The 19407-nt window shown below is 32.9% G+C and carries 17 protein-coding genes, 1 other RNA gene and 1 riboswitch; of the genes, 17 read left to right on the top strand and 1 reads right to left on the bottom strand.

What is annotated here, in order from left to right; all coding sequences use genetic code 11:
- Positions 1–4 precede the first annotated feature (4 nt).
- From G9F72_RS17590 to G9F72_RS17525, 14 genes are all read left to right on the top strand, one after another.
- A complete protein-coding gene (locus G9F72_RS17590) occupies positions 5–694 on the top strand; it encodes a tRNA (adenine(22)-N(1))-methyltransferase (RefSeq protein WP_164955925.1) in 690 nt (229 codons plus the stop codon).
- Positions 685–1500 carry a Nif3-like dinuclear metal center hexameric protein gene (locus tag G9F72_RS17585; RefSeq protein WP_164955924.1) on the top strand — a complete coding sequence of 272 codons (816 nt, stop codon included), beginning with the start codon at positions 685–687 and terminating at the stop codon, positions 1498–1500. The genes G9F72_RS17590 and G9F72_RS17585 overlap by 10 nt, the downstream gene beginning before the upstream one ends.
- 49 nt (positions 1501–1549) lie before the next feature.
- Positions 1550–1936: RNase P RNA component class A (gene rnpB, locus G9F72_RS17580), an RNA gene on the top strand.
- Between the two features lie 297 nt (positions 1937–2233).
- Positions 2234–6028 (top strand): phosphoribosylformylglycinamidine synthase, encoded by a 3795-nt coding sequence (locus G9F72_RS17575; protein WP_164955923.1) that lies wholly within the window; start codon positions 2234–2236, stop codon positions 6026–6028.
- 228 nt (positions 6029–6256) lie between these two features.
- Positions 6257–6355: riboswitch (purine riboswitch) on the top strand.
- 105 nt (positions 6356–6460) lie between these two features.
- Positions 6461–6940, top strand: a complete 480-nt coding sequence (gene purE / locus G9F72_RS17570) for a 5-(carboxyamino)imidazole ribonucleotide mutase (protein WP_164955922.1) — start codon at positions 6461–6463, stop codon at positions 6938–6940.
- Positions 6941–6967: 27 nt separating this feature from the next.
- The gene (gene purC / locus G9F72_RS17565; RefSeq protein ID WP_164955921.1) at positions 6968–7675 is read left to right on the top strand and encodes a phosphoribosylaminoimidazolesuccinocarboxamide synthase; all 708 of its coding nucleotides are present in this window, start codon (positions 6968–6970) and stop codon (positions 7673–7675) included.
- Between the two features lie 99 nt (positions 7676–7774).
- Positions 7775–9208 (top strand): amidophosphoribosyltransferase, encoded by a 1434-nt coding sequence (gene purF, locus G9F72_RS17560; RefSeq protein WP_187356035.1) that lies wholly within the window; start codon positions 7775–7777, stop codon positions 9206–9208.
- A 9-nt stretch (positions 9209–9217) separates the two neighbouring features.
- Positions 9218–10216 carry a phosphoribosylformylglycinamidine cyclo-ligase gene (gene purM / locus G9F72_RS17555; RefSeq protein ID WP_164955920.1) on the top strand — a complete coding sequence of 333 codons (999 nt, stop codon included), beginning with the start codon at positions 9218–9220 and terminating at the stop codon, positions 10214–10216.
- On the top strand, positions 10204–10812 hold the full coding sequence (gene purN, locus G9F72_RS17550; RefSeq protein ID WP_164955919.1) for a phosphoribosylglycinamide formyltransferase: 609 nt from the start codon (positions 10204–10206) through the stop codon (positions 10810–10812). Before purM ends, purN begins: the two co-directional genes overlap by 13 nt.
- Positions 10813–10866: 54 nt before the next feature.
- A complete protein-coding gene (purH, locus tag G9F72_RS17545) occupies positions 10867–12369 on the top strand; it encodes a bifunctional phosphoribosylaminoimidazolecarboxamide formyltransferase/IMP cyclohydrolase (RefSeq protein WP_164955918.1) in 1503 nt (500 codons plus the stop codon).
- 120 nt (positions 12370–12489) lie between these two features.
- On the top strand, positions 12490–13734 hold the full coding sequence (purD, locus tag G9F72_RS17540; RefSeq protein ID WP_164955917.1) for a phosphoribosylamine--glycine ligase: 1245 nt from the start codon (positions 12490–12492) through the stop codon (positions 13732–13734).
- 1072 nt (positions 13735–14806) lie between these two features.
- Positions 14807–15070: an ATP cone domain-containing protein gene (locus tag G9F72_RS17535; RefSeq protein ID WP_164955916.1), complete on the top strand. Its 264-nt coding sequence runs from the start codon at positions 14807–14809 to the stop codon at positions 15068–15070.
- A gap of 54 nt (positions 15071–15124) precedes the next feature.
- Entirely contained in the window at positions 15125–15661 is a 537-nt protein-coding gene (locus G9F72_RS17530; protein ID WP_164955915.1) for an NUDIX hydrolase, read from the top strand.
- Positions 15662–15751: 90 nt separating this feature from the next.
- Complete coding sequence (locus G9F72_RS17525; protein WP_164955914.1) at positions 15752–15997, top strand: hypothetical protein; 246 nt, start codon at positions 15752–15754, stop codon at positions 15995–15997.
- A 74-nt stretch (positions 15998–16071) separates the two neighbouring features.
- Here the strand turns inward: G9F72_RS17525 and G9F72_RS17520 are convergent, their stop codons facing one another.
- Positions 16072–16827, bottom strand: a complete 756-nt coding sequence (locus G9F72_RS17520) for a TSUP family transporter (RefSeq protein ID WP_164955913.1) — start codon at positions 16825–16827, stop codon at positions 16072–16074.
- Between the two features lie 287 nt (positions 16828–17114).
- Here G9F72_RS17520 and G9F72_RS17515 point away from each other — a divergent pair, with 287 nt between their 5' ends.
- The 3 genes from G9F72_RS17515 to G9F72_RS17505 all read left to right on the top strand — a co-directional run bounded on the left by G9F72_RS17515 (position 17115) and on the right by G9F72_RS17505 (position 19375).
- On the top strand, positions 17115–17495 hold the full coding sequence (locus G9F72_RS17515; RefSeq protein WP_164955912.1) for an RDD family protein: 381 nt from the start codon (positions 17115–17117) through the stop codon (positions 17493–17495).
- Between the two features lie 17 nt (positions 17496–17512).
- Entirely contained in the window at positions 17513–18868 is a 1356-nt protein-coding gene (gene rlmD / locus G9F72_RS17510; RefSeq protein ID WP_164956084.1) for a 23S rRNA (uracil(1939)-C(5))-methyltransferase RlmD, read from the top strand.
- 120 nt (positions 18869–18988) lie between these two features.
- Positions 18989–19375: a hypothetical protein gene (locus G9F72_RS17505; protein WP_164955911.1), complete on the top strand. Its 387-nt coding sequence runs from the start codon at positions 18989–18991 to the stop codon at positions 19373–19375.
- The last annotated feature ends 32 nt before the right edge of the window (positions 19376–19407 follow it).

Below are 19407 nucleotides of genomic sequence, written 5' to 3'. Positions count from 1 at the left end.
AAATATGGATCTTAGCATAAGATTAAATGTAATTGTAAGTATGATAGAAAAATGTGATAGTGTTATTGATGTAGGAACGGATCATGGGTATGTTCCTATCTATTTAGTGAAGAATGACGTAATAAAAAGTGCTATTGCCTCTGATATAAATAGAGGACCCGTTGAGAAGGCTAGAAATAATATTGCTGAAAGCGGCGTTAGTTCGCAAATTAGTTGTAGACTGGGAAGTGGACTATCTACAGTTAAAAAGGGCGAGGCAGAGATAGCTATTATTGCAGGAATGGGTGGTAATTTAATAAGAGATATCTTAGAAGCTGACTTAGAGGTGGTTAAACAATTTAAATATATGATACTTCAACCAGTTCAAAATGCAGAGGTTTTAAGAGAGTATTTGTATGTGGCTGGATATAATATCATTGATGAAGAAATTTGCAATGATGATGGTAAGTTTTATGAAATTATTAAGGTGAAATATGATACTAAACCTCTAATACTTGATAGTATATATTATGAGATAAGTAAAATATTATTAGATAAAAAAGAAGCAGTTATGAAGTGTTTTATAGAGTATAAATTACTGAAATATTCAAAAGTATATGATAGTTTAAATGATGATACAATTTTATCTAAAAATAGGAAAGTGCAACTCTATCATGTTATACAAAAACTTAAGGGTTTTTTAAAATGTTTTTAAAAGTAAGAACTATTGAAGATATTATGGAAAACTATGCCCCAGCTACACTAAAAGAAGATTATGATAATGTTGGACTAATGGTTGGGGACAGTGATGCATCAGTTACAAAAATTTTAGTTGCATTAGATTGCACAATGGATGTAATTTCAGAAGCTGTGGATAATGGATGCAATTTTATATTAAATCATCATCCTCTTCTTTTCATGAAACCTAAAACTATTACTAGGGATACCTTAGTAGGTAGAAAAATTATTGAGCTAATTAAAAATGATATAAATGTATATGCTAGTCATACAAATTTAGATTCTGCTTGCGGTGGTTTAAATGATATTGCTACTGAGATATTAGGATTTAATAATTATAAGATTATAGAGCCATCAAAAAACTTTAATTATGATGATAGTCATTCAGGTATTGGCAGATTAGTGTGCTTGGATCAGCCTATTATTTTAGGTGAATTATGTGAAAATGTTAAAAAAACATTTAACACAGAAGCTATAAGATATGTAGGGGATCATAATGATTTAATAAAAACTATTGCTATTATAAATGGCAGTGGCGAAGATTTTTTTTATGAAAGTATAAAATTAGGTGCGGATTGCATTATTACAGGGGACACTAAGTATCACCATGTTAGTGATCTAAAAGAAGAACATATAGCGTTAATTGATGCTGGGCATTTTGCAACAGAGTGGACACCGCTACAAATATTTGGAGAAAAATTAAAAAAACAATTGATACAAGATGGGTATGATAATGAAGTTATAATTTCACGAAAATCACAGGATCCATATAAAACTATATAGTATAAAATACCATTTGCATTTATGCTAATATTATGGTATTATTATTATGCGAGTAAGCCAGACAATCGCTGCGCAATGTTGCATGCAATATTGTGGAGAGGAAAGTCCGAGCTCCATAGGGCAAGGGTGCTGGGTAACTCCCAGTGAAGGCGACTTTAAGGAAAGTGCAACAGAGATATACCGCTAAAGGTATTCTAGTAGTTTAGCTTGCTAAACCTCTGAATATACTAGTAAGGATGGAAAGGCGAGGTAAGAGCTCACCAGCGCAATGGCGACTTTGCGGCTATGTAAACCCCACCTGGAGCAAGATCGAATAGGAGAACATTATGGGACTGCCCGTCTCGTTCTCGGGTGTATCGCTTGAGCTTATTGGTAACAATAGGCCTAGATAGATGATTGTCTAATACAGAACTCGGCTTATAGGCTTAATCGTACCAATAAAAAACATTCACTTTACAGTGGGTGTTTTTTTTTGTTGTTTAGAAGAGCATAAATTTTAAATATATTAAATTTAAATACGAAAGTAGCTGTGTATATAGTTGTATATATATGCCATGCTGTTTTTTTGCATTATATTTAGTTTTTTAAAAGTATTAAAATCAGAAAAGTATAGAATTATAGTAAAATAAGCTTTTATAATTAGACAAAATATACTATACTATAAATATAACGAATTATAAAAGAAATTTAATGTTTAATATTCGTATAAATTTATATTTTGGAGGTATTAATCATGGAAAATAAAATATATAGGTTATATGTAGAGAAAAAAGCGAACTATAATGTTGAAGGTGAAAAATTATTAAGAGATATGGTGATAAATCTAGCTATAGCGAACTTGGAAGGGCTTAGATTAATTAATAGATACGATATTATGGGAATATCAGAGAATCAGTATCAAAAATCTAGGAATACAATATTTTCAGAGCCTACAGTAGATGAGGTTTATGATGAAGAGATAAATACTTACGCAGGTGAAACCGTATTTGCTATTGAATATTTGCCAGGGCAATATGATCAGAGAGCAGATTCAGCTGCCCAGTGTATACAAATTTTAACTCAAAAGGATAAGCCTATAGTTAAAACTGCAAAAGTTATAATATTAAAGGGAAATATCGCTAAAAGCGAAATAGAGTTGATTAAAGAATATTGCATAAATGCTGTAGACTCTAAAGAAACAGATATGGAAAAGCCTGTGGATTTACAACAAAAGTTTACTGAGCCAGAGCAAGTACATATATTAGACTCCTTTACTAATATGAATGATTTAAATTTAACACAATTCTTAAATGATAATGGTCTAGCTATGAGCTTTGAAGACTTAAAATACTGTAGGGATTATTTTAAAGACACTGAAAAGAGAGATCCATCTATAACGGAGATAAAAGTTATAGATACCTATTGGTCAGATCACTGTAGGCATACAACATTTAATACTGTGATAGAGGATGTGGACATAGAAGAGGGTAAATATTCTAAACGGATTAAAATGGCTTATAAAGAATATTTAGATACTAGAGAGTTTGTTTATGGTGCCAGTGGTAGAGATGTTACACTGATGGATATGGCAGTTATTGGGATGAAAGACTTAAGAAAAAAAGGAAAATTACAGGACTTGGATGTTTCAGATGAAATCAATGCCTGTAGCATAATTGTGGAAGCAGACATTGAGGGAAAGAAAGAAAAATGGCTAGTGATGTTTAAAAATGAAACCCATAACCATCCTACTGAAATAGAACCTTTTGGTGGCGCAGCTACTTGTCTTGGGGGAGCCATAAGAGATCCATTATCAGGTAGGAGTTATGTGTATCAGGCAATGCGAGTTACGGGCAGCGGTGATCCAAGAGTGAAAATTTCAGATACTATTAAAGGAAAACTACCTCAAAGGAAAATAACCCTTGAGGCTGCTCATGGGTATAGCTCTTATGGAAATCAAATAGGACTCGCTACAGGCCTGGTTTCCGAGGTTTATGATGAGGGTTTTGTAGCTAAAAGAATGGAAGTAGGGGCAGTAATTGGAGCGGCACCTTATGAAAATGTAGTTAGAGAGGAGCCAACTTCTGGTGACGTAGTTATACTTCTTGGTGGAAAAACAGGGCGTGATGGATGTGGTGGAGCTACTGGATCCTCTAAGCAGCATAGTGAGAGTTCATTACTAACTTCAGGAGCAGAAGTTCAAAAGGGGAATGCACCTACAGAGAGAAAAATTCAAAGACTATTTAGAAATCCTGTTGTTACAAAATTAATAAAAAGATGTAATGATTTTGGTGCAGGTGGGGTATCTGTAGCTATAGGGGAACTGGCGGATGCACTTGTAATTAATTTAGATGCTGTGCCTAAAAAGTACCGAGGTCTAGATGGTACAGAACTAGCCATCTCAGAATCCCAAGAGCGTATGGCCGTTGTTGTTAGACGTGAGGATGTTAATATATTTATAAAACTTTCAGAAGATGAGAATTTGGAGGCTGTGGAAGTAGCTCAAATAACTGATGATAACAGGCTTAAAATGATATGGAAGGGAAAAACTATAGTTGATGTAAGTAGAAGTTTCCTAAATACCAATGGAGTTAAACAATATACTAAGGTAAAAGTGGAAGCACCAAGTGAAAGTGAATACTACTTTTCAAAAGGTAAAAAAACAGATTCAGAAAAATCAAAATCAATAAAAAAACTATGGATTGAGACCTTGTCAGATCTTAACGTTTGTAGCCAAAAGGGTTTAGTTGAGAGGTTTGATAGCACTATTGGGGCGGGAACAATTTTAATGCCTTTTGGTGGAAAATTTCAGAAAACACCAATTCAGGCTATGGTAGCAAAGTTGCCTGTGCTTAATGGAAATACAAATACTGGCACAATAATGTCATATGGATATAATCCTAAATTATCTAAATGGAGTCCTTTCCATGGTGCTGCCTATGCGGTAATAGATTCTGTAACAAAGGTAGTAGCAAATGGAGCTGATTATGCAAATATTAAACTCACCTTCCAAGAGTACTTTGAAAAATTGTCAAAGGATCCACTTAAGTGGGGCAAACCATTTTCAGCACTACTTGGTGCTTATCATGTGCAAAAACAATTTGGGATAGCTGCAATCGGTGGAAAAGATAGCATGTCAGGTACCTTTAATGATATGAATGTACCACCAACCTTGGTATCTTTTGCAGTAGATCTGGTTAATACAGACAAGGTTATATCTCCAGAGTTTAAAAAATATGATAGCCAGGTAGTGTTAATTTACGCAACTATTGGAGCGGATGGATTACCTGATTTTGAGAAGCTTCGTCAAAACTATAAATTAGTAAAACAATTAATAGATAATGGTAAGGCTTTATCCACTTATGCAGTAGGAACTGGAGGTTTGTCAGCTGCTATATCGAAAATGTGCTTTGGTAATAATATAGGATTTAGATTTAACGAGGATATTCAAGTGGAGAGCATATTCAAAGAGGATTATGGCAGTATAGTAATGGAAATTGATAACAGCGTACTTCAGGAGCTAATAAAAGACAATGCAAATATTGTAGTACTTGGTAATACTCAAAGTAAGCCAGTTATTTCTGTGCACTCAGAAAGCATTAGTTTAGAAGAAGCTCTGTCTAATTGGGAAGCATCATTAGAAAGTGTATTTTCTACAAAAGTAAATAGTACAAAAGTAAATCATATGAATGAGAAAATCCAGGTAAGTGTTGAAAATTTAAAATCAGTATCCAGATCTATAATTAAAATTGCAAAGCCTAGAGTTATAATTCCTGTGTTCCCTGGTACTAATTGTGAATATGATTCTATGAAAGCCTTCGAAAGAGCTGGGGCTCAGGTGGAGATAGTAGTATTAAACAATCTATCATCAAGGCATATTGAAGAATCTATAAAAGTAATAGCAGATAAGATAAGAAATTCCCAAATAGTTATGCTACCAGGTGGATTTAGTGCTGGTGATGAACCAGATGGGGCTGGTAAATTTATGGCTACATTTTTTAGAAATCCTATAATAAGTGAAAGCATATGTCAGCTATTAGAAAATAGAGATGGCTTGATGCTGGGAATTTGCAATGGATTTCAAGCACTAATAAAGCTTGGACTACTCCCTTATGGAAAAATAACTGATATAACTGAAAATAGCCCAACCTTAACATACAATGAAATTGGTAGACATATATCCCGTATGGTGCAAACTAAAGTAGTTTCAAACCTATCACCTTGGCTTAGTCATTTGAAAATTGGAGATATCCATACCATCCCAGTATCCCATGGAGAAGGTAGATTTATAGCAAACGAAGAAGTTATTAAAAAACTATTTGAGAATGGCCAAGTGGCCACTCAATACGTAGATTTTGAAGGCGCTCCAAGTTATGATATAGACTTTAATCCAAATGGGTCATTGTACGCTATTGAAGGAATTACTAGCGCAGATGGAAGAATTTTTGGTAAAATGGGTCACTCTGAAAGAATAGGCTCAAATGTTGCATCAAATATTATTGGTGAAAAGGACCAAAAAATATTTGAGGCAGGAGTAAATTATTTTAAATAAAATCTAAAATTTATATGATGTAGCAGTAAGTATAGTACTTTTATACTTACTGCTTTTGAATTTCTATAATTCAACATAGTAAAAACGGACTAAAATATTAAAAAACACGAACGATTCATGTTGATAAAGTATATAATTGTACGTATATGCATATAAACACGAACGTTAATATGAACAATGGCATTAATATATTGACTTATGGAAAAATAGATGTTAATATGAAAATATAAATTAATAAATTAGTTCATCAATATATTTCTAAGAATATGGCTTAGAAGTTTCTACGAGGAGCCGTAACTTCTCACTATTGGTGGATCTTGAATTGAGCGTTTAATTCAGGATTACACCATTAGAATAATTTTTTTTATGGTATAGTCCTTTTTTTATTGGTAGTTATAAGATTTGGTAATTTTATTTTAGGGAGGCAATTAAATGCAGGTAGGAATTGTTTTTGGAAGCAAATCAGATAAAGAGGTAATGAAAAATGCAGCAATAGTACTTCAAGAATTTAATGTGGAGTACGAAGTACATATTTTATCAGCTCACAGAGTACCAGAGAGATTAGTACAAGTAATAAAGGAAATGGAGAATAGAGGGGTAGAATGCATTATAGCAGGCGCAGGGCTTGCTGCACATCTTCCAGGAGTAATTGCATCTCAAACAGTAATGCCAGTGATTGGAGTGCCAATTAAGGCCGCTATGGGGGGGATAGACTCACTACTTTCAATAGTACAAATGCCAAAAGCTATTCCTGTTGCTACGGTGGGCATTAATAACAGCTATAATGCTGGAATGCTTGCAGTTCAAATTTTATCTCTTAAAGACTCAGAACTTAAAAATAAATTAATAAAATATAGAAAAGAAATGAAAGAAAAATTTATAGCAGAGAATGAAGAAAAGTTTGAATTTTAAAATAAAAATATTAAGGAGTGGTTATTAATGGGAGATTCAGTATTGATATATGAGGGAAAAGCTAAAATAATGTACAGCACAGATAATAAAGACGAGATTAGAGTATATTATAAAGATGATGCAACAGCTTTTAATGGGATTAAAAAGGCTCAAATCGAGAATAAGGGAATTTTAAACAATAGCATAACTACTGAACTATTTGAATTATTAGAAAAAAAAGGTGTAAAAACTCATTTTATTAAAAAGTTAAGTGATAGAGAGCAACTTTGTAAAAAGGTTGAAATAATACCTCTTGAAGTAATTGTAAGAAATGTAGCAGCTGGTAGCATGGCAAAAAGATATGGAATAGAAGAAGGCACAAAGCTACAAACAACAGTGTTTGAATTAAGTTATAAAAATGATGAATTAGGTGATCCACTTATAAATGATTATCATGCAGTAGCTATGGGACTTGCAACTTTTGAAGAATTACTAGAGATATACCATTTAGCTTCAGAAATAAATGATATTTTAAAGGACCTTTTCCTTAAAAAAGATATTAATTTAATAGATTTTAAAGTAGAGTTTGGAAGATTTCATGGAGAAATAATTTTGGCAGATGAGATATCACCAGATACTTGCAGATTTTGGGATGTTAAAACTGGAGAAAAATTAGATAAAGATAGATTTAGAAGAGATTTAGGTAATGTTACAGAGGCCTACGTGGAAATATTAAGTAGAATTAGTGACAAATAAGATATATGTGTGAAATGCAAATAACGGGAAACATATTTAAAGACTAGAAAACAAGGAGGGATTTCTTTGAATGGAATTGTAGAATTAGATGAAGTATCCATTTCAGATAGTGAAAATGAGATTAAAGAAAATGATTTTAAAGAAGATAAGTTTAAAGAAGAATGCGGTGTGTTTGGTATTTTTTCAGCGGATAAGGACTTAGATGTAGCATCTTTAACTTACTATGGACTTTATGCCTTGCAGCATAGGGGAGAAGAAAGTGCTGGAATAGTATATTCAGATGGAACTACACTTATTTGTGAAAAGGCTATGGGCCTTGTATGTGATGTTTTTAATGAAAAACAAATTAGTGAAATGAAGGGGCACGCGGCCATTGGACACGTTAGGTATTCCACTACAGGTGGCAGTGAAGTAAAAAATGCGCAGCCACTTTTAAGTAAATTTAAACTAGGAGACATAGCTATTGCTCATAATGGGAATTTAGTAAATGCAGATGTCATAAGAGAGCTTTTAGAAGATTGTGGATATATGTTTCAAACCTCAATAGATTCAGAAGTTATATTAAACTTAATTGCTAGAGGTGCGAAAAAAGGTGTTGAAAAGGCCGTAGTTGATGCTATACAGGCGATTAAGGGTTCCTATGCAATAGTTATGCTTACAAAGGAAAAGTTAATAGGCGTTAGAGATCAAAACGGTATAAGACCTCTTTGTATAGGGACAATAGGCAATAGTTATGTAATTGCATCGGAAAGTTGTGCGCTAGATGCAGTAGGTGCAGACTTTTTAAGAGACGTAAAGCCTGGTGAGATAGTTATAATAGATGAAAATGGACTTACTTCCATTAATTTTGCAGAAAAAACTAAAAATGCAACTTGCTCCTTTGAATATATATATTTCGCAAGACCAGACAGTACTATTGATGGAATTAATGTGTACACTTCAAGAGTGCTGGCAGGGGAGCAGTTATTTAAAGAATCACCTGTAGATGCAGATATGGTTGTAGGGGTTCCGGATTCAGGAATGGCGGCTGCAATAGGATATTCTAAAATTTCTGGAATACCTTTTGGAATGGGTCTTATAAAAAATAGATATGTGGGTAGAACCTTTATAAGTCCCACTCAAGAAATTCGGGAAAGGGCAGTATCCGTAAAACTAAATGCACTAAAAATAAATGTAGAAGGTAAAAGAGTTATTCTCATAGATGATTCAATAGTTCGCGGAACCACCAGCAAAAGATTAGTTGAGATATTAAAAAAAGCTGGAGCAAAAGAAGTTCATTTTAGAGTTTGTTCACCAGTAGTAAAATATCCTTGTTATTTTGGAATAGATACGCCCTATAGAAAAGATTTAATTGGAGCTAATGTCTCCGTTGAGGAAATTAGACAAGAGATAGGTGCAGATAGTTTGGGATATTTAAGCATAGAGGGATTATTGGAATCCTTGGGTAATACTGAATTTTGCTTAGGTTGTTTTAAGGGCAGATACCCAGTATCAGCTCCCTTTGAAAGTGATAAAGAAAGATTAGAAAGGTAGGGGATATTCATGATAACTTATAAAGATGCAGGTGTTAATATTGAAGAAGGATACAAGTCAGTAAAATTAATAAAAGAATTTGCGGCAAGTACATTTACAAAAGGTGTTTTAAATCATTTAGGAAGTTTTGCTGGTATGTTTGAAATAGGTGAGGGTTATAAAAATCCTATTTTAGTCTCAGGTACTGATGGCGTTGGTACTAAGCTTGATATTGCATTTAGAATGAAAAAATATGGAACTGTAGGAATTGATTGTGTTGCTATGTGTGTAAATGATGTCCTTTGCCATGGTGCAAAGCCACTTTTCTTTTTAGATTATATAGCTTGTGGAAAACTCGAGGCTGAAACAGCTGCAGAGCTTGTAAAAGGTGTATCAGAGGGATGTATTCAAGCTGGATGTGCCCTTATTGGTGGGGAAACTGCTGAAATGCCAGGATTCTATAGAGACGGTGAATATGATATGGCAGGGTTTACAGTAGGTATAGTAGATAAACACAAGATCATTGATGGTTCTGCTATAAAAGATGGTTATTCACTTATAGGAATTGAGTCTTCAGGGCTACATAGTAATGGATATTCCTTGGTTAGAAAATTAATACCAGATTTAGATATTGAATTTAACGGAGATAAGATTGGTAATACACTTTTAACGCCAACAAAAATATATGTGAAAACTGTACTAAAACTTATAGAAAAATTTGATATAAAGGGTATGGCACATATAACCGGTGGTGGTTTTTATGAAAACATACCAAGAATGTTTAGTGACAAATTTACGGCAGTAGTTGATAAAAACAGTTTTAACACTCCAGATATCTTTAAACATATTATTTCCCTTGGGGTAACTGAGGAACATATGTTTAATACATATAATATGGGGATAGGCTATGTATTATGTGTTGAAGATAGTGATACACTAAAGGTTATAAAAACCATTGAGGATTTAGGAGATAGAGCATATAAAATTGGCCACGTTGAAGCTGGAGGTGGCGGAGTTTGCTTAAAATAGCCGTATTAATATCAGGCAGCGGAAGCAATCTTCAAGCTATAATTGATAATATAGAAAGTGGATATTTAAACTGCTGCATAGAAGCGGTGATTACTGATAAGAGTGATGTATATGGCATAGAAAGAGCAAAAGCGAAAAATATAAAAACCTATGTAGTGGATAAAAAACAATATGGTGGAAAGCTTTCAGATGAAATATTAAAAATTTTAGACGGTAGAGTAGATTTAATAGTTCTTGCTGGATTCCTGTCGATACTTCAAGGGGATCTTCTTGAGATATTTAAAAATAAAATAATTAATATTCATCCAGCCCTTATACCATGTTTTTGTGGACCGGGAATGTATGGGATAAAGGTTCATGAAAAAGCCCTGGAGTATGGTGTTAAAGTTTCAGGATGTACAGTTCATTTTGTAGATTCTGGTACAGATTCAGGACCAATTATAATTCAAAAGGTCGTAAAGGTTTATGGTGAAGATACGGCTATTCAATTGCAAAAAAGGGTTTTACAGCAAGAGCATATTGCACTGTCCGAAGCTATTAAATGTATAAGCGAGAAAACCATAAAAATTGTAGGAAGAAAAGTACTAGGTATTTGAATGTGACATAGGCACATGAAAATAAATGTGCCTTAATAGAGAGGTGGAGTAATTATGATTAAAACAGCACTTATAAGTGTTTTTGATAAAGAAAATATTTTAGAACTTGCAACATCACTTCAAAACAATGGGGTAGAGATTATATCCACAGGTGGAACTTTTAAATATTTAAAAGACAATGGTATAAAAGTAGTAGAAATTTCAGATATCACAGGCTTTGAAGAGATTTTAGACGGAAGAGTTAAAACTTTGCACCCAACAATACATAGTGGAATTTTAGCTATAAGAGATAATGTGGATCATATGGCAACTATCAAGGCTAAAGGAATAAAACCTATTGATATGGTAGTAGTTAATCTTTATCCTTTCTTTGATAAAGTAACAGAAAATATAAGTTTTGAGGAAAAAGTTGAATTTATTGATATCGGTGGACCAACAATGCTCAGAGCCGCTGCTAAAAACTTTAAGGATGTTATAGTACTTAGTGACGTATTAGATTATGAAAATATTATAAATAAAATGGATGCCAAAGAAGAAGTAGATTTTGCAACTAGAAAATATTTAGCAGGTAAAGTATTTAATTTAGTATCAGCTTACGATGCGGCTATAAGCAATTTCTTACTTGGAGAAGAAACATACTCTGAATATCTTTCTGTTTCTTATAAAAAACAAATGGATTTAAGGTATGGTGAAAATCCACATCAAAGCGCAGCTTATTATGTTAGCACCACAGAAAATGGAGCTATGAAGGATTTTAAGCAGTTAAATGGCAAGGAATTGTCTTATAATAACATAAAAGACATGGACATTGCATGGAAGGTAGTATGTGATTTTGAGGAAACTGCTTGTTGCGGCCTAAAGCACAACACACCTTGTGGAGTTGCCATAGGAAGTAGCGTACTTGAAACATATAAAAAGGCCTACGATTGTGATCCCATGTCTATATTTGGTGGCATTGTTGCTTTTAATAAAAAGGTAGACAGTGAAACTGCGGAGGAACTTGCAGCGATATTTTTAGAGGTGGTTATTGCGCCAGCATTTGATGAGGCAGCTCTAAAGATATTAAAAGGTAAGAAGAATTTAAGGGTTATATTATGTTCAAATGGTGCAACTGACAAAATGCAGATGGTTAAAGTTGATGGTGGCATACTTGTACAAAGTTCAGATGATAAATTAATTCATGATATTAAAGTAGTTACAGAAAACAAGCCATCAGAGGAAGAAATGAAAGATTTGATATTTGCAATGAAAGTAGTTAAATATGTTAAATCCAATGCTATTGTAGTAGTTAAAGATGGAGTAACTAAAGGAATTGGAGCAGGACAGGTAAATAGAATATGGGCAGCAGAGCAAGCCTTAGAAAGAGCAGGGAATGGGAATGTAATGGCATCAGATGCATTCTTCCCTTTTGGAGACGTGGTAGAGCTGGCTGCAAAATATAACATAACATCAATTATTCAACCGGGTGGTTCTATTAAAGATGCAGAGTCCATAGATATGTGCGATAAAAATGGAATTTCAATGGTATTTACGGGTACTCGCCATTTTAAACATTAATAAGCCGTTATCACGGCTTAATCTACCAAAGTAACTGAATATGCTCTAAGTATTAGTCTCATGAGAGGATAACCAGGTTGTTCCATCATGAGACTTATTAAGATAATAGGAGATGGGATTATGAAGGTGTTAATAATTGGTTCTGGGGGAAGAGAACATGCATTAGTATCAAAGGTTGCAGAAAATAACTCTGTTGAAAAGGTGTATTGTGCTCCTGGCAATGGCGGCTCGATAAGAGAAAACAAGTGTGAGAATATTAATATTACAAAAATAGATGAGCTTTTATCTTTTGCTTTGGAAAACAGAATAGATATTACAATAGTTGGATCAGAGGAATTGCTGGTACAAGGTATAGTTGATAAGTTCAAAAAAAATGGACTTAAAATATTAGGGCCTAGTCAAAAGGCAGCCAGACTTGAGGGAAGTAAAGCGTATTCAAAAGAATTCATGAAGAAATATGGTATAAAAACAGCGGCCTATGAAGTCTTTGAAAATGAAATTAAGGCTTTAGAATATTTGAAAAAGTGCGAATATCCAATAGTAATTAAAGCAGATGGCTTAGCTGCAGGAAAAGGTGTAGTTATCTGCAATGATTTTATTGAAGCTAAAAGTAGCATAAATGATTTTATGATACTCGATATATTTAAAGGCAGCGGTAAGAAAATTGTAATTGAAGAGTTTTTAGAAGGTGTAGAAGCATCTATTCTCTCTATAACAGATGGGAAAACAATACTTCCATTTATATCCTCAAAAGATCACAAGCAAATATTCGACGGGGACATGGGACCTAATACAGGCGGTATGGGAGTTATAGCACCAAATCCCTATTGCAACAAAAAAGTATTAGAGGAGTTTGAAAAATATATATTACAGCCTACCCTTGTGGGAATTCAAGAAGAAGCAATGGATTATAGGGGAATAATATTTTTTGGTATAATGATAACAAGTAAAGGTGTATATTCCCTTGAATATAATGTGAGATTCGGAGACCCTGAGACTCAAGCTGTGCTCCCACTTATGAAAAGTGATTTTGTGGAGCTTGTGATTAGTGCTATTGAGGGGAACCTTGAGAGCTTTGATTTACAATGGAAAAGTGGATATTCTTGCTGCGTGATTGCTGCATCAAAAGGTTATCCAGTCAGCTACAATACTGGATTTGAGATAAGTGAGCAGGATAAACTAGAAGGTAAGTTATTCATAGCTGGGGCTAAAGAAGAAGATGGTGTTCTTAAGACTTCTGGTGGAAGAGTTTTAGGAATAACAGGTATTGGTGAAACATTAGATATTGCCAAGGAAATAGCTTATACTGATATGAAAAAAATTAAGTTTGAGGGAATGTACTACAGAACAGATATAGGAAAATAATTTTAAGTATAAAATGAAGGTTCGGCATGTAGGATGTTCTGATAGTAGAACGTTCGTTAACAGACTCTAAGTTTATTCCGTGAAAATTTTTCTACCGCACTTATTCGACGTCCTGTCTCAGAAGTGCTAGCAGCCCGTCCTGGGCTGCTTACGAAAAATTTTCACTACATAAACTAAGAGTCTGTAAACTAACTATATACTATCTATCACACTCCTACATGCTTTTACCTTCCTGATTATAATTAAAAAATATAAAGTTTGATTAAGAGTTTTTTCTTATATTATGCTATAACTAAAAGTATATATTGCTAAAATGCGTTCACTTTGCCAAGTGATTCTAAAATTTATTTTAAAATTACTAAGGCACGTTCAAACGCATTCTACGCAATATATACTTTTGTTAGCATAATCTAAGAAAAAATACCTAAATTTAAAATGACTATTATTTTATATTACATCATAAGTGCATTCTATTAAAAAAATTTTAATGTACTAATTCGACGCACTGTCTTAGAAGTGTCAGCAGAACCTCTGGGTATTCCTCGTGGCTCCGCACAATAGATTTAAAAATCCTTGTATTTGTTTTTAACATTTTTTTGAATATGGGTTGAATTACTGCTATCACTTCATAGGGAATATCAGTATTCCTACAGGAATTTTTCTGTAGATTTATGTTAAATATTTCTGGTAACTTTAGTTTGTTCACACAGTCCTACCATAAAATTCATTTTTGCATGGCTGTACATAGTAAATAATTACTTTTGAAATTTACTCTCGGATAATTCAGTTTATGGGGGATGTATCATAGAACAGACGTAGGAAAACTGAATTAGGAATATGAAATTTCTTAATCGAATTTCCAGTTTAGAGTTCTTTTGCAAGGCGCGCAAGAGAAATTTTATATTCCTTTAATGTTCTTGATAGTGGCTTTAGGGACGGTTCTCAAAATGATATTGAGAATCGTCCCTACAAAAATTGAAAAAAGGTTGAATATTGCGATAATGTCTTATATTATTAGTAGTAATAACAGAAATTATAATTGGGTGATATTTATGCATAGGAGATGATAATTATGAAAGTTATCAAAAGGGATGGAAGACTTCAAGAATTTGATTTAAGCAGAATAAGAACTAGCATAGACAGAGCTTCAGACGATGCGAATCAACCTCTTAATGAATCAGATATCGAGAATTTAGCAAAGAGCATTGAAAAAGGTTTGAAAAATTATCAAAAGGATAGTATTCATTCTGATATTATTCAAAAATTTGTATTGCGCGAATTAGAAAAGCAAGGGTTTAAAATTGTGGCTGAATATTATAACCAAGGAAAAGTATAATAATCTGAAGTGGATGAATTAAATCATCTGCTTTTTTCTTAGGAGGAAAATTTTATGGAATTATGGGATATTTATGATAAGAATAGAGAAAAAACTGGACGCACCCATGAAAGAGGTGTTCCTGTGAAGGAAGGCGATTATCATTTGGTGGTTCATGTTTGGATTGTTAATGACAGAGGAGAATTTTTAATCCAAAAGAGGCAGCCATGGAAAGAGGGCTGGCCTAATATGTGGGATGGTTCTGCTGCGGGGTCTGCAGTAGTTGGGGATAGTAGTAAAGTCGCAGCTATACGTGAAACAAAGGAAGAACTAGGAATTGATTTAGATATGAGTAGTGGTGAGATTTTGTTCACCATTAAATTTTCTAGTGGCTTTGAGGATATTTGGCTTGTTAGGCAAAATGTTGATATGAAGGATATAAAACTTCAATACGAGGAAGTTGCAGACGCAAAATGGGCTAGTGAGAAGCAAATTAAACAAATGATAGGGGATGGTGAATTTATAGCATTCAATTACATTGATAAATTATTTGAAATGGTGGTTTCTAACATAAAGAAACCTATCTTTCCTAGCGAAGTTAAGAAAAATTAAAAATTTATTAATCTAAAAGGAAAAATAAGTTAAAAGCTGAATATATTAGAATATATAATTTTAATTCTAATAAGAGATGGGGGGTATTCAATGGCAAACTTGTTTTATTGTAAGAAGTGTAAAAGGGTGATTCATAGTGAAACGCAGTGTGATTTTTGTGGCCATAGTGAAGTTAGTAAACTTATGCAAGGAACCTCAGTTAATATTATAGGTACAAAAGAAAAAGGTAAGGTATTTAAAATTTGCGATGAAACCGTTAAGGTAATAATAATTGATGTAGCTAAAAATAAACTTTTAAAAGAATATAAGGCTTCGCAACTTAAAAAAATAGTATAACATAGCATCAGATGATAATAAAAAAAGTAGTTGGGTTTAGCCATCTACTTTTTATTTTTGAATTTATTATGTAATTATTGGAGTATATTTATGAGCATTTTCAAGGCAACAGCCAGGGACATGGTTACAAATATAGGTTTTATAAGTTTTGAACCCTTATTTAATGCAACGCTTGTTCCCATTTTAGCTCCTAAAATCATAAATACTGCTACGGGCAGTCCAAACATATAATTTATTTTACCACTAAGGGCAAATAAAATTAGGGCTGTAACATTGCTGACAAAGTTTAAAATTCGAGCGTTAGCAGAGGAGGTTACAAAGTTGAACCCAAAGATATTTATAAATCCAAAGACCAAAAAAGAACCAGTGCCAGGACCGAAAAAACCATCATAAAAACCTAGAGACAGAGCAAGGATAACACCACCTAGCACATTTTTTTTACTAAGTCCCTTAAATTTATCTTGGAGTCCCAAAGATTTAGAAAAAAGAGTATAAATTCCAATAAACATGATAAGAATTAATACTAGTGTATTTAGAAATTTTTGGTCTATATTTAGTACTGCTTTAACACCTAGCATTGAACCTATGAAAGTAAAGGGAATAAGGTATTTTAAAAGTTTGAAATTTGCCTTACCTGATTTTATAAATCCAAGAGAGCTAGTAAAAGAACCAGCAGTGGCACTAAACTTGTTTGTACCAAGTACCATATGAGGAGGGAGTCCAGCAAGCATAAAGGCTGGTACACTTATGAGGCCGCCACCTCCAGCTATGGAATCTACAAAAGATGCTAAAAAGCCAGCCATACATAGAAGAATAATTTTAGTAATCATAGAACACCTACCTAATTTTTGTTAAAATCAAAAGCAAATATACGGTTTCCCTATCATTATAAATGATTATTAATATAAATTAAAGAAATATATGAATTCAACTAAAGTTAGGGTGCCGCACAAAAGTATCCTGTAAATTTTCAGTGGAGACATAATAGCCTCTTGATTTATACTACATAAATACGTATTATATATAGATGGGAGTAAAAAATATATGTATTTCTCCCGTTTCAGATTAATAAAATAAGGTTATGAAAAATAATAGTAGAATATGAGGAGGATTTACAATGTTAGAACAAAAGGACTTAAACAAAAGTGTTATTGAGGAATCAGATGATATAAATAATAAATCTGTAGGACAAAAGGAAGAATTAATAGATATTGATAATCAAAATTCAAATGATTACAAATCTATAAAACCTAACTTTATAGATACTTTTAAAGCCAATCTTATAGATTTAGTAGTTATTGGAGGAATATCAACAGTAGCAGTATTTGTGGCAGATGCATTGTTAAGATTAGCAGGATATTTTATAACTCAAAAGTTCCAAATGACATTTATAATTTTTATGGTGGTTATGGTACTATATATGAGCATAATGGAAAGTGGTAAAAAATCTAGTACTCTTGGTAAGAAAATATCCGGACTAATTATTACAAAGGGATAGGAGACATGGAAAAAACTATGCAAAAAAGAAAAGAATATGAATTTGATATAGAAGATATGGAATTTCCAGCGCAGGGCATAGCATTTTACGAAGGTGAAAAAGTTTCTATTAAAAATACACTACCAGGCCAAAAGGTAATTGGTAGGGTGTTAAAGAAGAAGCAGGATGGTGTGGAAGCAAAACTTGTACGCGTCCTTGAGGATGTAGACTATAAAATTCAGCCACAATGCAATATTACGGACTTATGCGGAGGCTGTAGCCATCAATTTCTTTCTTATGAAAAACAATTAGAATTTAAAAAGCAACAGGTATTAAGGTTGTTTGAGGCTGCAGAAATTAAAGATTTTGAATTTTTAGGCATAGAAAAGAGTCCGGAGCAATTTGAATATAGAAATAAGATGGAATTTACCTTTGGTGACTTTCAAAAGAATGGTGAATTAACTCTTGGTATGCATCTCAAAGGAAGAAGCTTCAGCATAGTTACTGTGGATGATTGTAGAATTGTAGATGGTGATTTTAGAGAGATTTTAAAAATAGTATTAAACTATTTTAAAGAATTAAAAATACCACAATATAAAATAATGGAGCGTGTTGGATATCTAAGAAATTTAGTTATTCGAAAGGCTAAAAATACTGGTGAAGTATTAGTTAATATTGTAACTACAACTCAGATAGATTTTGATTTTAGTGAAATAACTAATATGCTAAAAGAATTAAAATGTGATGGAAATATCACAGGAATAATACATACGCTTAATGATGGCCTGGCAGATACAGTTCACCCTGATAAAGTTGACATATTATACGGAAAAGATTATATTATGGAAGAAATATTAGATCTTAAGTTCAAGATAAATGCTTTTTCTTTTTTTCAAACTAATACAAAAGGTGCGGAAAAACTTTATAGCTTAGTTAGGGATTTTTTAGGCTCAGCAGAATCAAAAGTAGTTTTTGATTTATATTGCGGAACGGGAACTATAGGACAAATTGTTGCAGCTAGAGCTAAAAAAGTTTTGGGAATTGAATTAATAGAAGAAGCTGTGGATGCTGCAAATGAAAATGCAAAAATTAATGGACTTAACAATTGTGAGTTTATAGCTGGGGATATAGCAAAGGTTATTAAAGAAGTTAAAGATAAACCTGATTGCATTATTCTAGATCCACCAAGAGCTGGAGTTCACCCTGTAGCCTTAGATTATGTTATAAAATTTGGTGCGCCACACATAGTTTATGTGTCTTGTAACCCTAAAAGTCTAGTAGTTGATTTGAAGGAAATGATGGATAACGGATATAAGGTTCAAAAGGTAGTACTTATGGATATGTTCCCACATACTCCACATATAGAGACCATCGTAGATATAATAAAAATATAGAGATATAATAAAAATTAAGAAATAAAACATAATTATTTTTATATTTAATTAAAAAATGTACCCTTTCACATTTGAATGGCATATAAAGTAGTATAAATTCAAATGAGGGGGGGTATATTGATGATAGAGATAGTTATTCAATATGTTTTAATACTGCTTTTAGTATTAGGCCTTGGCTACTTAGTTTACTTGTTAAAGGATAAGGATATAAATATTCAGGAAGACTATTTTGGGCTTGCTTATGTAATACTTGGAGGACTATCTGCTAGTGAAGCTACACGTGAAAATGAAAAAAGAATTATTAAAATTGTATCAGCAGTAGTTCAGTACGTAGAATCAAACTACAAAAATAGCGAAAATGCCTTTAAAGAAGAAAAGGCTATTAAAATGGCAAAGAACGCTATTGGATTATTAAATTTTCAAAGCAACATAGATAGTGAAAGCCTAAAATATCTTGTAAGATTAGCTGCAGCAATATTGCCTACAACTGATAAAATAATAGAGTGAAATTACAGCGAATTACCATATTAACCGGCAGG

The organism is Clostridium estertheticum (assembly GCF_011065935.2).
Taxonomy (GTDB): domain Bacteria; phylum Bacillota; class Clostridia; order Clostridiales; family Clostridiaceae; genus Clostridium_AD; species Clostridium_AD estertheticum_A.
The sequence above is the reverse complement of the archived record's forward strand: the minus strand, read 5'-3'. Positions and strand labels throughout refer to the sequence as shown.

Excerpts from the sequence above, each read along its gene's own strand:
- purE (WP_164955922.1), top strand. The coding sequence starts at position 6,461 with ATGCAGGTAGGAATTGTTTTTGGAAGCAAATCAGATAAAGAGGTAATG.
- G9F72_RS17525 (WP_164955914.1), top strand. The coding sequence starts at position 15,752 with ATGGCAAACTTGTTTTATTGTAAGAAGTGTAAAAGGGTGATTCATAGT.
- G9F72_RS17530 (WP_164955915.1), top strand. The coding sequence starts at position 15,125 with ATGGAATTATGGGATATTTATGATAAGAATAGAGAAAAAACTGGACGC.
- G9F72_RS17535 (WP_164955916.1), top strand. The coding sequence starts at position 14,807 with ATGAAAGTTATCAAAAGGGATGGAAGACTTCAAGAATTTGATTTAAGC.
- G9F72_RS17575 (WP_164955923.1), top strand. The coding sequence starts at position 2,234 with ATGGAAAATAAAATATATAGGTTATATGTAGAGAAAAAAGCGAACTAT.
- G9F72_RS17520 (WP_164955913.1), bottom strand. The coding sequence starts at position 16,827 with ATGATTACTAAAATTATTCTTCTATGTATGGCTGGCTTTTTAGCATCT.
- G9F72_RS17590 (WP_164955925.1), top strand. The coding sequence starts at position 5 with ATGGATCTTAGCATAAGATTAAATGTAATTGTAAGTATGATAGAAAAA.
- G9F72_RS17505 (WP_164955911.1), top strand. The coding sequence starts at position 18,989 with ATGATAGAGATAGTTATTCAATATGTTTTAATACTGCTTTTAGTATTA.
- purH (WP_164955918.1), top strand. The coding sequence starts at position 10,867 with ATGATTAAAACAGCACTTATAAGTGTTTTTGATAAAGAAAATATTTTA.
- rlmD (WP_164956084.1), top strand. The coding sequence starts at position 17,513 with ATGCAAAAAAGAAAAGAATATGAATTTGATATAGAAGATATGGAATTT.
- G9F72_RS17585 (WP_164955924.1), top strand. The coding sequence starts at position 685 with ATGTTTTTAAAAGTAAGAACTATTGAAGATATTATGGAAAACTATGCC.
- purM (WP_164955920.1), top strand. The coding sequence starts at position 9,218 with ATGATAACTTATAAAGATGCAGGTGTTAATATTGAAGAAGGATACAAG.
- purC (WP_164955921.1), top strand. The coding sequence starts at position 6,968 with ATGGGAGATTCAGTATTGATATATGAGGGAAAAGCTAAAATAATGTAC.
- G9F72_RS17515 (WP_164955912.1), top strand. The coding sequence starts at position 17,115 with ATGTTAGAACAAAAGGACTTAAACAAAAGTGTTATTGAGGAATCAGAT.
- purD (WP_164955917.1), top strand. The coding sequence starts at position 12,490 with ATGAAGGTGTTAATAATTGGTTCTGGGGGAAGAGAACATGCATTAGTA.